11 protein-coding genes and 1 pseudogene are annotated in these 13,178 nt (G+C 40.7%); 10 read left to right on the forward strand and 2 right to left on the reverse strand.

Annotated features, from left to right (window positions below; all coding sequences use genetic code 11):
- Positions 1 to 65: 65 nt before the first annotated feature.
- The 10 genes and pseudogenes from LI162_RS09655 (at position 66) to LI162_RS09700 (ending at position 11,391) form a co-directional block, all read left to right on the forward strand.
- A complete protein-coding gene (locus LI162_RS09655) occupies positions 66 to 602 on the forward strand; it encodes a hypothetical protein (RefSeq protein ID WP_015529928.1) in 537 nt (178 codons plus the stop codon).
- Between the two features lie 80 nt (positions 603 to 682).
- Entirely contained in the window at positions 683 to 1,786 is a 1,104-nt protein-coding gene (locus LI162_RS09660) for an ROK family transcriptional regulator (protein WP_227156381.1), read from the forward strand.
- A gap of 224 nt (positions 1,787 to 2,010) precedes the next feature.
- Entirely contained in the window at positions 2,011 to 3,039 is a 1,029-nt protein-coding gene (locus LI162_RS09665) for a zinc-dependent alcohol dehydrogenase (protein WP_015529930.1), read from the forward strand.
- 57 nt (positions 3,040 to 3,096) lie between these two features.
- The gene (locus LI162_RS09670; protein ID WP_227156383.1) at positions 3,097 to 4,461 is read left to right on the forward strand and encodes an MFS transporter; all 1,365 of its coding nucleotides are present in this window, start codon (positions 3,097 to 3,099) and stop codon (positions 4,459 to 4,461) included.
- 598 nt (positions 4,462 to 5,059) lie between these two features.
- Positions 5,060 to 6,418 carry a M20 family metallopeptidase gene (locus LI162_RS09675; RefSeq protein ID WP_181968182.1) on the forward strand — a complete coding sequence of 453 codons (1,359 nt, stop codon included), beginning with the start codon at positions 5,060 to 5,062 and terminating at the stop codon, positions 6,416 to 6,418.
- 3 nt (positions 6,419 to 6,421) lie between these two features.
- Complete coding sequence (locus LI162_RS09680; protein WP_055173159.1) at positions 6,422 to 7,603, forward strand: cation:proton antiporter; 1,182 nt, start codon at positions 6,422 to 6,424, stop codon at positions 7,601 to 7,603.
- Positions 7,604 to 7,794: 191 nt separating this feature from the next.
- Positions 7,795 to 8,862 (forward strand): annotated as a pseudogene (locus LI162_RS09685) (glycoside hydrolase family 3 N-terminal domain-containing protein); the annotation flags it as partial.
- On the forward strand, positions 8,862 to 9,344 hold the full coding sequence (locus LI162_RS09690; RefSeq protein ID WP_020436590.1) for a GtrA family protein: 483 nt from the start codon (positions 8,862 to 8,864) through the stop codon (positions 9,342 to 9,344). The pseudogene LI162_RS09685 and the gene LI162_RS09690, both read left to right, overlap by 1 nt.
- A 158-nt stretch (positions 9,345 to 9,502) precedes the next feature.
- Positions 9,503 to 10,648: a YibE/F family protein gene (locus LI162_RS09695; protein ID WP_020436589.1), complete on the forward strand. Its 1,146-nt coding sequence runs from the start codon at positions 9,503 to 9,505 to the stop codon at positions 10,646 to 10,648.
- Positions 10,642 to 11,391 (forward strand): YibE/F family protein, encoded by a 750-nt coding sequence (locus LI162_RS09700; RefSeq protein WP_020436588.1) that lies wholly within the window; start codon positions 10,642 to 10,644, stop codon positions 11,389 to 11,391. The genes LI162_RS09695 and LI162_RS09700 overlap by 7 nt, the downstream gene beginning before the upstream one ends.
- Here LI162_RS09700 and LI162_RS09705 read toward each other — a convergent pair.
- Together LI162_RS09705 and LI162_RS09710 are read right to left on the reverse strand one after the other, a co-directional pair.
- On the reverse strand, positions 11,370 to 12,701 hold the full coding sequence (locus LI162_RS09705) for an MATE family efflux transporter (protein ID WP_227156385.1): 1,332 nt from the start codon (positions 12,699 to 12,701) through the stop codon (positions 11,370 to 11,372). The two genes, LI162_RS09700 and LI162_RS09705, sit on opposite strands and share 22 nt — an antisense overlap.
- Positions 12,691 to 13,143: a MarR family winged helix-turn-helix transcriptional regulator gene (locus tag LI162_RS09710; protein ID WP_020436586.1), complete on the reverse strand. Its 453-nt coding sequence runs from the start codon at positions 13,141 to 13,143 to the stop codon at positions 12,691 to 12,693. Before LI162_RS09710 ends, LI162_RS09705 begins: the two co-directional genes overlap by 11 nt.
- Positions 13,144 to 13,178: the final 35 nt, after the last annotated feature.

The following is a 13,178-nucleotide window of genomic DNA, read 5'->3' on the forward strand; positions in this document are numbered from 1 at the left end:
TCATGCTTATTCAGAGAAAAGGGAATTGCATGACCTTTTTTGAATCAATGAAAGGAAGGATTTAGATGAAAAAGAAGTTATTAATGGTATTAATTTCTGTTTCTATGATCGCATCTGTATTTACAGGATGTGGAAATAGCACAGAGGCTAAAGACAGTGGAAAAGCACAAACAGAACAGGCGGATACAAAAGAGGATTCTGCAGATAAGGCAGATGAGGAGCAGGCAGCACTAGAAGACGGAACATATACAGCAGAATTTCAGACGGACAGTTCTATGTTCCATGTGAATGAAGCAATGGATGGAAAAGGAACACTGACAGTAGAGGATGGGAAAATGACAATTCATATCAGTCTGGTGTCTAAAAATATTGTCAATCTGTTCGAAGGAACTGCCGAGGACGCACAGAAGGACGGCGCAGAATTGCTTCAGCCTACAACAGATACTATTAATTACAGCGATGGAACATCTGATGAGGTCTATGGATTCGACGTTCCGGTTCCGGCACTGGACAAAGAATTTGATCTTGCATTGATCGGAAAAAAGGGAACATGGTATGATCACAAGGTCAGTGTGACAAATCCGGTGAAAGTAGAAGAATAAAATGCATTTGTAACCTTTACAAACCGGCAAAGAAGGGATAAGATACTTTTATAAAACAATTTATAAAAGGAGCCTTGGATATGGCTGGAGCGGAAAAGAGAAATATTACAAAATCAAAAATAGTAAATTATATTATAAATCACGAAGCAACGTCTAAAGTGGAATTGTCGAAGGATCTCAATCTTAGTATGCCGACTGTATTGTCGAATGTGAATGAGCTCTTGGCTAATGGAATTGCGGTTGAAACCGGAGAATATGAATCTACAGGCGGGCGAAAAGCAAAACGAATCAGTATTAATCCAGCGTACCGTTATGCGGTTGGGATAAGGATCACTGCTAAGCATGCAGGATTTGTACTTGTGAATTTGAGCTATGAGATAGAGAAATATGAAAGGATCCGCTTAGAATTTTCAACAGAGGCTGCTTACTACTTACAATTGAGCGAAGCATTGGAAAGATTTCTTTCAGATGTAGAAAACAGAGAACGAATCTTGGGAATCGGAATTTCAATTCCGGGAATTGTTAATTCGAAAGAACGAATGCTGATCAAATCTCATGCACTCCAATTGGAGAATTATAGTTTAAGCTTTTTGGAACAGATCTTTTCACTTCCGGTTTATTTTGAAAATGATGCCAATGCGGCAATGATGGCAGAGGATTTAAATAACTATAGAAATGCATTGTATCTTTCATTGAATAACACACTCGGAGGAGCATTTTGTATTGACGGGAAATTGATTCCGGGAGCGAATCAGAAAGCCGGAGAATTTGGACATATGATCCTTGTTCCGGGTGGAAAGAAATGTTATTGCGGAAAACAAGGCTGTGCGGATGCTTACTGTGCGGCGAGCGTGCTGACAGATGATACCAAAGAGACACTGGAACAGTTTATGAAGAAGGTGGAAGAGCAGGACGGACAGGCTGTGAAGGTTTGGAAAGAGTATCTTAATAATCTGGCAATCCTTATTTCAAATCTGAGAATGGCATATGATATGGATATTATTCTTGGAGGAGAAGTAGGGGGATATCTTGCAGATCATATGATAACCTTAGGGAAAAAAGTAATGGAATATAATGGATTTGAGCATGATGCGAGATACCTGAAAGTTTGTTCATATAAGAGAGAAGCCTCGGCAGTTGGTGTGGCAAAATATTATTTACAGGCCTTTATTAAAACATTATAACGATCAGAGTGATGGAAAGTTAGAAAATCCAGAGAAGAAACATTTTTAATACATGTTTCTTCCCTGGACTTTTTTTGCGCAAAGTGCATAAAAATTATAGAGAAATCTTGTGCAATAGGCAGAACTGAACAATAACATATTGACAAAATACATTTCTTGAACAATAATGTAATTACTTTAATAAAACATTTAATAAAAGATATTCAATAAAGGAGGAAAACATTATGTTACAGCAGGTAATGACAAACCCGGGAGAAATTATTTTCAGAGAGGTACCGGTTCCGGAAGTGAAAGATGATCAGGTACTAGTTAAGATTATGAATATTGGAATCTGTGGATCTGATATTCACGTATATCATGGAAAACATCCATTTACAAAATACCCGGTGACTCAGGGACATGAGGTATCCGGTGAGATTGCCAAGGTCGGAAAAGATGTTACAGAATTTCATGAAGGACAGAAAGTTACGATCGAGCCACAGGTTTACTGCGGACAGTGTTATCCGTGCCGCCATGGAAAATATAACCTTTGTGAGGAACTTAAGGTTATGGGATTCCAGACAACAGGAACAGCTTCAGAATATTTTGCAGTAGATGCCTCTAAAGTAACACCGATTCCGGAAGATATGTCTTATGAAGAAGGTGCCATGATCGAGCCTCTGGCAGTTGCAGTGCATGGAGTGAAGCAGGTAGGAGATGTAAAGGGATTGAATATTGCAGTTCTTGGTGCAGGACCGATCGGTAACCTGGTTGCACAGGCAGCAAAAGGAATGGGTGCCGCAAAGGTAATGATCACAGATGTCAGCGACCTTCGTCTGGATAAAGCAAAAGAATGTGGTATTGATGTATGCGTTAATACTATGGAGAAGGACTTTGGCGAGGCAATGGTTGAAGCCTTTGGTCCTGACAAGGCAGATGTGATCTATGATTGCGCAGGAAATAATATCACAATGGGACAGGCAATTAAATACGCAAGAAAAGGAAGTATCATCGTTCTTGTTGCCGTATTTGCGGGAATGGCAACAGTAGACCTTGCAGTTGCAAATGATCACGAACTGGATATCAAGAGCACAATGATGTATCGTCATGATGATTATGTAGATGGTATAGAACTTGTAAATGAAGGAAAGGTTCATTTAAGACCATTGATTTCTAAGACATTTGCATTCAAAGATTATCTGAAAGCATATCAGTATATTGATGATAACCGCGAGACAACGATGAAAGTAATCATCAATGTGCAGGAGAAATAGGTGATCGAATCAAGAGAGGACAGAGTTTTATCAGAAACTCTGACTAGGAGGTAATTAATGGAAAACGAGAGTAATAATGGAAAAGTGCCTCTGATCAGCAAGATTGCATATGGTTTCGGAGATGTCGGATGTAACTTTAGCTGGATGTTTGTCAGTAACTTTTTAATGATTTTCTATACAGATGTATTTGGAATCAGTATGGCGGCAGTATCAGCATTAATGCTTTTTTCAAGATTCTGGGATGCGGTCAATGATCCGATCGTAGGTGGATTAACAGATAAAACAAACACAAGATGGGGAAGATACCGTCCATGGCTGTTGGTGGCAGCACCGATCACATCAGTGCTTTTGATCCTTTCTTTCTGGGCACACCCAGATTGGTCAAATACATCGAAAATAGTTTACATGGTAATTACATACTGTCTTCTCGTCTTAGGATACACCTGTGTAAACATTCCATATGGAACACTTTGCGGTGCTATGACACAGGATATTGATGAGCGTGCCAAGATCAATACATCTCGTTCCGTAGCAGCAATGATCGCAATCGGAATCATCAATATCGTAACAGTGCCACTGATCAGCAGGCTTGGAAGCAACAGTGTAAAGAACGGTTATCTGTTTGTTGCAATTATTTACGGATGCATCTTTGCTGCATGTCATTTCTTCTGTTTTGCAAAGACAAAAGAGCAGGTGACAATTCCGGAGAAAGAAAAAATCTCCATTAAAGTACAACTGAAGGCCGTTATGCAGAATAGACCATATCTGCTTGCATTAGTTGGACAGGTGCTGTTTGGTTTCACATTATATGGAAGAAATGCAGATATTTTATATTATTTCACTTATGTAGAAGGAGATGCTTCCTATTATACAACATATTCCATGTGTATTATTATTCCTTCAATTATCGGTGCAGCTTGCTTCCAGCCGGTATTCCGCAAGTTGAATAATAAAGGAAGAACAGCATCTGTTTTTGCATTACTTACAGGAATCGCTATGCTTGTAATGTTCTTCTTTAATGTAAAAGAATCTCCAATTGTATTCTATGCATTGGCAGGTATTACACAGTTCTTCTTTTCAGGATTTAACACTGCAATCTATGCAATCATTCCGGATTGTGTGGAATACGGTGAGTGGAAAACAGGACTTAGAAATGATGGATTCCAGTATGCATTTGTTTCTCTTGGAAATAAAATCGGAATGGCTATAGGTACTGCACTCCTTGCAGCTCTGCTTGGTAAATATGGATATGTGGCAAATCAGGTACAGAATCCGGAAGTAATTGCAGTTATGAAACATGCATTTTCAACAATTCCAGGAATTTTGTGGATTGTCACAGCAGTTGTTCTGTTCTTCTATCGTTTGAATAAAAAACGTTACAATGAAATCGTGGAAGATCTGAAAAATGGAAAAAGAGGTTAAGAAAATATAATAACAAAAACGTGGCCCGGTGCACTGCACCGGGCCATTATCTATATAAACTATTCGTAATTTTTGGTCGAAGTCCGGCAATCATAAAAGATCTGTCGCTAATACAATCACCGTCTTCTTTTCTATGTATGATACTTTTGTAATTCATTTGTATCAACTTGATGATGTTATTATACGGAAGAATTGTGAACACCTCGTGTCACGAAAGCTAAAGAAAAGTAAAATTTATTAAGAGTATATAATCTAAAACGGAAGAATTGTTTAATCCAGATTATAGACAAAATGTTGATAATTTCGTTAAGGGAAGACTGGAAATTTTTCACGATACATGATATGATGATGTAAGTGTCAAAAAGTATAAATTGCGTTTGTGCTCGCACAAATAAGCAATTTATACTTTTTGACACGCCGAACACCGAAAACGGAATAAAATGGTGTGAACACACCATTTTATGGGAGTTTGAGGTATTCGAGGATTGCGGGAATTGCATAGCAATGGAGCAATCCGGTTACATCAGAGAGTGGCAAAATTTACTTTTGACACTCGCATCATATGATAGAAAACAGTAAAAAAGGAAGGATGAAAATAATGGATATCAAAGAAAAGATTCATGCAACAACAGAAGAATTGTTAAGCAATATGGAAAGACTTGTAGCGATAGATTCACAGCTTGGAACACCGGCAGAAGGAATGCCATTTGGAGAGGGACCGGCAAAGGTTCTTCACGAAGCACTGCAGATTGCAGATGAACTCGGATTCAAGACAGTGAACCTGGATAACTACTGTGGATATGCAGAGATGGGAGAAGGCGAAGAGATCGTTGGTATCGCAGGACATCTGGATATTGTACCGGCGGGCGGTGACTGGACCTATGATCCATTCAAGCTGACAAGAGAAGGAGATTATGTTTACGGACGTGGAACAACAGATGATAAAGGACCTGTTATGGAAGCGCTTTATGCAATGAAGCTTCTTCGTGATTCAGGTGTGAAGCTCAACAAGAGAGTTCGTCTGATCATGGGATGTAATGAGGAAAATGGTTCCAGATGTATGGAGCATTATAATGAAGTGGCAGAAGAGTTATCTTGTGGATTCACACCGGATGCAAATTACCCATGTATTCACGGAGAGAAAGGTATGCTTGGCATGCTGGCAACTTCTAAGAATACAAAGATTATTTCTATCAATGGTGGATTTGTATTCAATGCCGTATGTGATGCATGTACAGCAGAGATTCCGGCAGAAGAAGGACTGAAAGACAGACTGGAAGCTGCTTTCGCAGAGACAAAACTTCAGGAATACAAAGTAACAGAGGAAGATGGAAAGATCACTATTTATGCAAAGGGAGTATCTGCACATGCAAGTACACCGGCATTTGGAGTTAATGCTGCAGGAGTTATCTTTGATTGTCTTGCAAAAGCCGGATTTGAAGATGATTTCGTAGAATTCTATAACTCACACATTGGTACAGCATGTGACGGATCAGGAATTGGACTGAAATGTGCAGATGAGTTTGGAGAGCTTACATTCTGTAACGGAATCGTTAAGAAAGAAGACGGTGTGATCTCCGCTACAATCGATATCAGATTCCCGGTAACATATTCTGTAGAAGATATGCTCAAGATGTGCGAAGGAAAGCTCGAAGACGAGAACGGACGCATTGAGATCCACACAACTACAAAACCATTGTTCTTCCCGAAAGAGTCTCCACTTGTAGAGGCACTGTACAAAGCTTATACAGATGTAACAGGAGATACAGAGAACAAACCGTTAGTAATCGGTGGTGGAACATATGCGAAGTCCTTAAAAAATATCATCGCATTCGGACCGGAGAAACCGGGCGTAGATTACCGCATCCACGGTGCCGACGAGTACACACTCGTATCTGAAGTTGAAGAAGCAGTACAGATTTACATGGAAGCAATTAAGAACTTGCTTGCAATTTAATAGATGTTACTAAGTATTGCTTTGATCTTGCTTGTAGGAATGTCTATGGGCTGGATCTGTAAGAAAATCAAACTGCCAAGCTTGCTTGGAATGATGATCACGGGGATGATACTCGGCCCATATGTACTGAATCTGTTGGATGACAGTATTCTTGGAATCTCAGCCGAGCTTCGAAAGATCGCGCTGATTATCATCCTTACAAGAGCCGGTCTTGGTCTGGATCTTTCAGGACTTAAAAAGATCGGAAGACCGGCTGTGATGATGTGTTTTGTTCCGGCAACGTTTGAGATTGTTGGAATTGTACTGTTGGCTCCGAAGCTGATGGGATTATCTATACTTGAAGCTGCAATCATGGGAGCTGTGCTTGCAGCAGTTTCACCGGCTGTTGTAGTACCGAGAATGGTGAAGCTGATGGAGGAAGGCTATGGCGTGAAACAGGGGATTCCGCAGCTGATTCTTGCGGGCGCATCTGTGGATGACGTCTATGTCATCGTGCTGTTTTCAACATTTACAGGAATGATGCAGGGACAAAGTACATCTATACTCAGTTTTATCAATATTCCGGTTTCTATTTTCCTTGGAATTGGGATTGGATTATTAATAGGGACATGTCTTGCGTATTACTTTAAGAAAGTGCATATAAGAGATACCTCGAAAGTGTTGATCATTTTGAGTATTTCTCTGTTGCTTGTTGTTATGGAAGACAGTTTGAATACGGCGATTACATTTTCAGCATTGATCGCGATCATGTTCATTGGGATCGGTTTGCAGAAGAAGAGAGAAGTTGTTGCGAAGAGGATTTCTGTGAAATATGGAAAGCTGTGGGTGGCAGCAGAAGTATTTCTGTTTGTGCTTGTAGGAGCAACAGTGAATGTCGGATATCTTGGAAAAATCGGTGTGAAAGCGTTAGTTGTTATCGTAGGTGCACTGGTGTTTCGTATGCTTGGTGTATCCGTCTGTCTTCTTGGAACAAGTCTCAAGAAGACAGAACGATTATTTGCCATGATGGCTTATACACCGAAAGCAACAGTTCAAGCCGCAATCGGTGGAATCCCTCTTGCGATGGGATTTGCATGCGGAGATACCGTTCTTACCGTGGCTGTTTTAGCGATTGTGTTGACAGCTCCGCTGGGCGCATTTGCGATCGATTTCTCGTATAAGAAATTATTGAAAAAATCAAAATAAAAAATGTTATTAAAACAGTTCATGTAGAAAAAACGACCATTTATGAAAGCAGACCTTAACGGTCTGCTTTTTGTGTTATGATAAGTTCAGTAAAAAAGACACTTGTGATATGGAAAATGCAAGAAAACTGATCACAGGTACTGCGAAGGGTAACAAAGTAACATAGTACACAATAAAAGGTAGGTTTCAAAATGAGTCTGAAATATGAAAAGTTGATCAGAAAAATGACACTGGCAGAGAAAGCAATTATGATGTCAGGAAAGAACACATGGGAGACAGTTGATTTAGAAAAATATGGGATTCCGTCTATGGTAATGTCCGATGGACCGCATGGGCTGAGAAGACAGGCAGGAGCAGGAGACCATTTGGGATTGAATGCCAGTCTTCCGGCAACTTGTTTTCCGACAGCAGCAGGAGTGGCAAACAGCTGGGACGAAGCACTTGGAGAAGAAATTGGAGAAGCACTTGCAGAGGAAGCAGTGACGATGGGTGTCAATGTGATCCTTGGACCGGGACTTAATATTAAGAGAAGTCCTCTGTGCGGAAGAAACTTCGAGTATTTTTCAGAGGATCCATATCATGCAGGAAAAATGGCGGCGGCATATGTTCGTGGAATCCAGAGCAAGGGTATTGCAGCTTGTCCAAAGCATTTTGCAGCAAACAGTCAGGAGCTGCGCCGCATGGCAAATGATTCCGTTGTGGATGAAAGAACGTTCCGTGAGATTTATACAACCGGATTCGAGATTGCAATTAAGGAAGGTAAATCAAAGTCCATCATGTCTTCCTATAATGAAGTAAATGGAGTCTATGCAAATGAAAACAGTCATATGCTGCAGGAAATCCTGGTAGATGAGTGGGGCTTTGATGGTTTTGTTGTATCTGACTGGGGCGGAAGTAATGATCATGCACTTGGTGTGAAGAACGGAAGCCATTTGGAAATGCCGGGAACAGGAAAATCAGGTATGTATGATATTATTCATGCAGTTGAGAATGGTGATCTTGATGAAGCGGTATTGGATCAGAGACTGGATGAGCTTTTAAATGTAATCTTCTCAACACATCAGGCAACAGAAGACGCAAAGGGAAAAACATTTGATGTGGAAGCGCATCATAACCTGACAAAACAGCCGGAAGCAATCCTTGATGTGATTGGATCAACAGATCTGGATGTTGTTGCATATGAGCAGGGATATATCCGTAACAGAAAACCGAATCAAAAGTTGACAAAGGCAGCAGTAGAACTTGCAAAGAAGGCGGATTGTTCGTAATCGTAAGTAATCTGATCACTGTACTTAAATATGTAATGTTGCTGTTTTTGCCACTGGCATTCGCAGGACTTCCGAATATTGATTTCGGTTTCCCGGGAATCGACATTACATTATTCGGTGAGACATTTAAGTGGAATATTATCGGATATGATGCGGCACATGGAGGTCTTCCGTATTTCTGTGCATACATGATCGCAATGCTCGTTGGTGAGTGTATCAACTTCCCAATCCAGAGAAGCTTTGTGTTCCGCAGCAAAGGAAAGATCTGGTATCAGGCGTTCTGGTATCTGATCGCATTCTGTATTGTTACATGTATTGTAAACTCAATCAATTGTATCTGGGTTGCAGTTGCCGGAATGTTTGTACCGGGATGGCTTTACAATATCGGAACAACCGTGCTGAACGGAGGAGTGTCGATGGTGGTATTCTTCTTCGTGAATAAGATTATTTTCCCGGAGGGAGAAGCAAAGTAGAATAGAGAAAAGAAGAACAGAAGAACAGAGCAGTGCGCGTTAGCGTGCTGTCCTGTTCTTTTAACATGAAAATCATTTTCAAATTCATCTTGACAATAAAATTTTTTGCGTTAAAATAAAAAAATGATTTTTGATAGATTCGAGATGGAAGTAAAGTAATGTTGGAATTTATAAAACAGAGCAAGAAAAGAAAGTTATATTGTATCCTTGGCATATTGTATCTGCTGTGTATTATCTTTGTTGCAAATGATGCATGGTTGTATAGCACACCCATTGCAAAACTGACAAAGGTCGAAACCAGTGTCTCAGGAGAAGAGACAGGAACCAGAGGGACGAAGGAGAAAAAATATAAGCAGAACATCCAGGGAGTAATCCTAAATGGGGAAAACAAGGGAAAGACAATAAGTTTTACGAATGAGTACACGTATACCGGAATGACGAAACAGCCATATCATAAGGGAGATAAGGTACTGCTCAATGGAACAAGCAAGAGAATGGGTTCTGGAATTCGTGGACTGAAACGAGATACAGAGCTTATGATACTTGTAGGATTCTTAATGTTTGTATTAATTACCATTGCAGGAAGACAGGGTGCGCTTACGATATTGACCGTTATTTTTAATGTTGCTGTTTTTGCAATTGGTTTTTGGAAAGCGGGAGATACATCAAATGTGCTGGAAATGTGCAGCGGGCTGGTGATTCTTTTTGCGGTTATTACATTGGTTGGATTAAACGGGATTCATAAAAAGACATGGGCAGCACTTTTTACAACATTGATTGTTCTTGTAATGATCATGGGAATCTTTGATGTTGTAATCCATCATGCAGAAGATCTTGATTATTCGACCATGGAGTATCTTGGAAGTATTGAAAATCCGGATGAAATTTTCCATGCAGAAATCCTGATCTCAGGACTGGGAGCAATCATGGATGTGGCGGTCGCCATCGCTGCATCCTTAAGCGAAATCGTTGAAAAGAAGCCGGAAGTGACATTTTTGGAATTATTTAAATCAGGAAGAGAAATTGGATATGACATTATGGGAACGATGATAAATGTGCTGTTGTTTGTCTTTGGCTGTGGACTGATCCCAATGTGTCTGATTCGAATGAATAATGATGTGAGTTTAATTACTATTATAAAATTGCACATTCCATGTGAATTGTGCAGATTTCTGGTGGAAAGTATAGGAATTGTTCTGGCAATACCGATTTCTATTTTGGTTACTTCTGTGATGATAAAGGTCCCAGGAATGTTTCATAGACAGAAGAAAGCAAGAAAGGTGCAGGGAGAAGGAAAATGCTGATAACACTTGGATTGATTTTACTGATTTTAATTATGGTCGTCGGTGGAGACAGAGGTGTCGTTTCGCTTATTGCTTTGTGTGGAAATCTGTTGATCTTAAGTCTTGCAATCTGGCTTATGGCATCAGGAGTTCCTGTTCTTCTCGTTACGGTTTGTGTCGGCGTTGTCATTTCCTGTATTACGTTGTTCTATCAAAATGGTAGAAATGGAAAGACATGGAGTGCATTTCTGGCAACTATGATCACAATGCTGTTGCTGTTTTTCTTCATATATATCGTTGTATGGAGAAGTGAGGCGGGAGGTCTTAACGAGATACAACAGGTTGGAGAAGATGTATTTTATTATAATATGAACCTGAATATCAGTATGAGAAATGTTGCTGTCTCTGTTATACTTCTCAGTACTCTTGGAGCTGTTCTTGATATGGCACTGACAGTTACCACATCTGTTTATGAAGTGAAAAGCCATAAAGAAGATATGACTTTTAAAGAACTGATTCACAGCGGAATGCAGATAGGAAAAGAAGTGACCGGAACAACGGTGAATACACTTCTGTTTGCATATTTAGGAGAATCACTTCTGCTTTTTTCCTATCTGCGGATGCAGGGATATTCGTTTGAACTACTGTTGAATTCTAAAATCATGTTTGAAAATTGCGCCTCAATGATCTTCGGAGCAATCGCCTGCGTGGTTGTAATGCCGGTGGCAGCGGTTGCAGGGGGCTATTTTTTCCGATTTAAATAAACATAAAATCCAACGTTTAACATAATTCCAACTGCTGTAGAAACCGGTGCAGCAAGACCGATCTTTGTCAGGCTGGCATTCGGCTGGATACTCATGATGTATGCCATTGGCAGACGGACCAGAAGTGTCTGGATGAGTCCCTGTGTCATAACCCAGAGCGTCTTATCATTTCCATTAAAATAACCGATCATGCTGAAGAGGACGGCTGTTAAAATCGTTTCCGGTGCGAATCCTTTCAAGTAAGCAAAGCCATTCTGAATAACGTCGGCATCCGTAGAGAAGAATCCGGACAGGACATCTCCCTTAAGAAATACAAGAGCGAAGACGAAACATCCGACAACCAGGCCGACTTCGATTCCGGTGAACATAGATTTCTTTGCACGCTTTGATTTTCCGGCACCGACATTCTGAGAGACGAAAGAAGCCATAGATTGCATGAGTGCGCTAGGTACCAGCATTGCAAAGTTTACGATTTTACAGGCAACGCCGTAACCAGAAGAAGCCTCCAGTCCGAGCCGGTTTACAAAAGCGCAGAGTGCGAGGAATGACATCTGTGTCAGGAATTCCTGGAGCGCAAGAGGGAGTCCAATAATGAGGAATTTCTTGCACTGTGGATTCAGGCAGAAGTCTTTTTTCATAATCTTAAACGGCAAATTCTTTTTGATAAGAAGAACTACTGCGAAGACAACACTGACTGCCTGGGCGAAAACAGTTGCAATTGCGGCACCGACTGCGTTCATGTGGAAACCTGCAACAAGTAGCAAGTCACCGAAAACATTTATGATGCATGCGACAAGTACAAAAAGCAGAGGAGACTTGCTGTCTCCGAGTCCACGGAAAATCGCAGAAAGCAGGTTGTAGGCGACGATGAAGAAGATTCCGCCACCGCAGATACGGATGTAAACAGTAGTCAATTCGACAGCTTCAGCAGGTGCCTGCATCAGGATTGCGATCGGGTGTGCAAAACAAACCATAACGATGAACAATCCAACTGAAATCGCTGTAAATACAATTGCAGCACCGCCAATGACGGAGCCAATCTGTTCCGGTTTCTTTTCGCCGAGATAACGCGCGATCAGAACCGTGATACCCATAGCAAACTGGACGACTACGAAAGTGACCAGATTCAGAACCTGACTTCCGGTAGAAACTGCAGAAAGTCCGGAGGTAGAACCAAATCTTCCAACGACCAGAAGGTCAACCGCTCCATACGCTGCCTGAAGGATTAGTGCGCCAAGCACAGGCATCATAAATGCTACCAGTTTCTTTAGAATGCTTCCTTGCGTAAAATCAGCAGTTTTATCTGTCATTTTGAATGCTCCTTTCACACATGATGTCGTAAAATTTCTGGATTGTTTGAACCATGCAGTCAGCGTCCGCATCGGAGATATCATCAAGATAAGGCGTCAGCTCATTAAAATAATTCTCATTATATTTTTCAGAGATTTCCGTCCCATGTTCTGTCAAAGACAAGTATGTGACACGTCCATCATCTGGGGAGGCTGTCTTTTGTACCAATCCTTTCTTCTCCATTTCTTTTATTGTCCTTGTGACACCCGGTCGCGGGATATTCAGAACGTCACTTAAATCAGAAACTCTTACATGGACTTTCTGTTTCTGAAGCTCCTGGATCATATCCATATAGCGGATGTGAGATGACATGATACCTTCCGGAAGCGGAGGGAGCATCTCACGAATTCGCTTTGCCTGATAACATGCATCGAGCATGCGTTTGATTTTTTCATTTGTCATAATAAAACTCCTATATAGTTACCAAGGTTAATTAC

Source organism: Mediterraneibacter sp. 210702-DFI.3.120 (genome assembly GCF_020561005.1).
Classification (GTDB): Bacteria; Bacillota; Clostridia; order Lachnospirales; family Lachnospiraceae; genus Mediterraneibacter; species Mediterraneibacter faecis.

Bases quoted from the DNA above. Each gene is read 5' to 3' on its own strand.
- LI162_RS09700 (WP_020436588.1), top strand. From the start codon at position 10,642: ATGCTGATAACACTTGGATTGATTTTACTGATTTTAATTATGGTCGTC.
- LI162_RS09655 (WP_015529928.1), top strand. From the start codon at position 66: ATGAAAAAGAAGTTATTAATGGTATTAATTTCTGTTTCTATGATCGCA.
- LI162_RS09665 (WP_015529930.1), top strand. From the start codon at position 2,011: ATGTTACAGCAGGTAATGACAAACCCGGGAGAAATTATTTTCAGAGAG.
- LI162_RS09675 (WP_181968182.1), top strand. From the start codon at position 5,060: ATGGATATCAAAGAAAAGATTCATGCAACAACAGAAGAATTGTTAAGC.
- LI162_RS09680 (WP_055173159.1), top strand. From the start codon at position 6,422: ATGTTACTAAGTATTGCTTTGATCTTGCTTGTAGGAATGTCTATGGGC.
- LI162_RS09695 (WP_020436589.1), top strand. From the start codon at position 9,503: ATGTTGGAATTTATAAAACAGAGCAAGAAAAGAAAGTTATATTGTATC.
- LI162_RS09710 (WP_020436586.1), bottom strand. From the start codon at position 13,143: ATGACAAATGAAAAAATCAAACGCATGCTCGATGCATGTTATCAGGCA.
- LI162_RS09670 (WP_227156383.1), top strand. From the start codon at position 3,097: ATGGAAAACGAGAGTAATAATGGAAAAGTGCCTCTGATCAGCAAGATT.
- LI162_RS09705 (WP_227156385.1), bottom strand. From the start codon at position 12,701: ATGACAGATAAAACTGCTGATTTTACGCAAGGAAGCATTCTAAAGAAA.
- LI162_RS09660 (WP_227156381.1), top strand. From the start codon at position 683: ATGGCTGGAGCGGAAAAGAGAAATATTACAAAATCAAAAATAGTAAAT.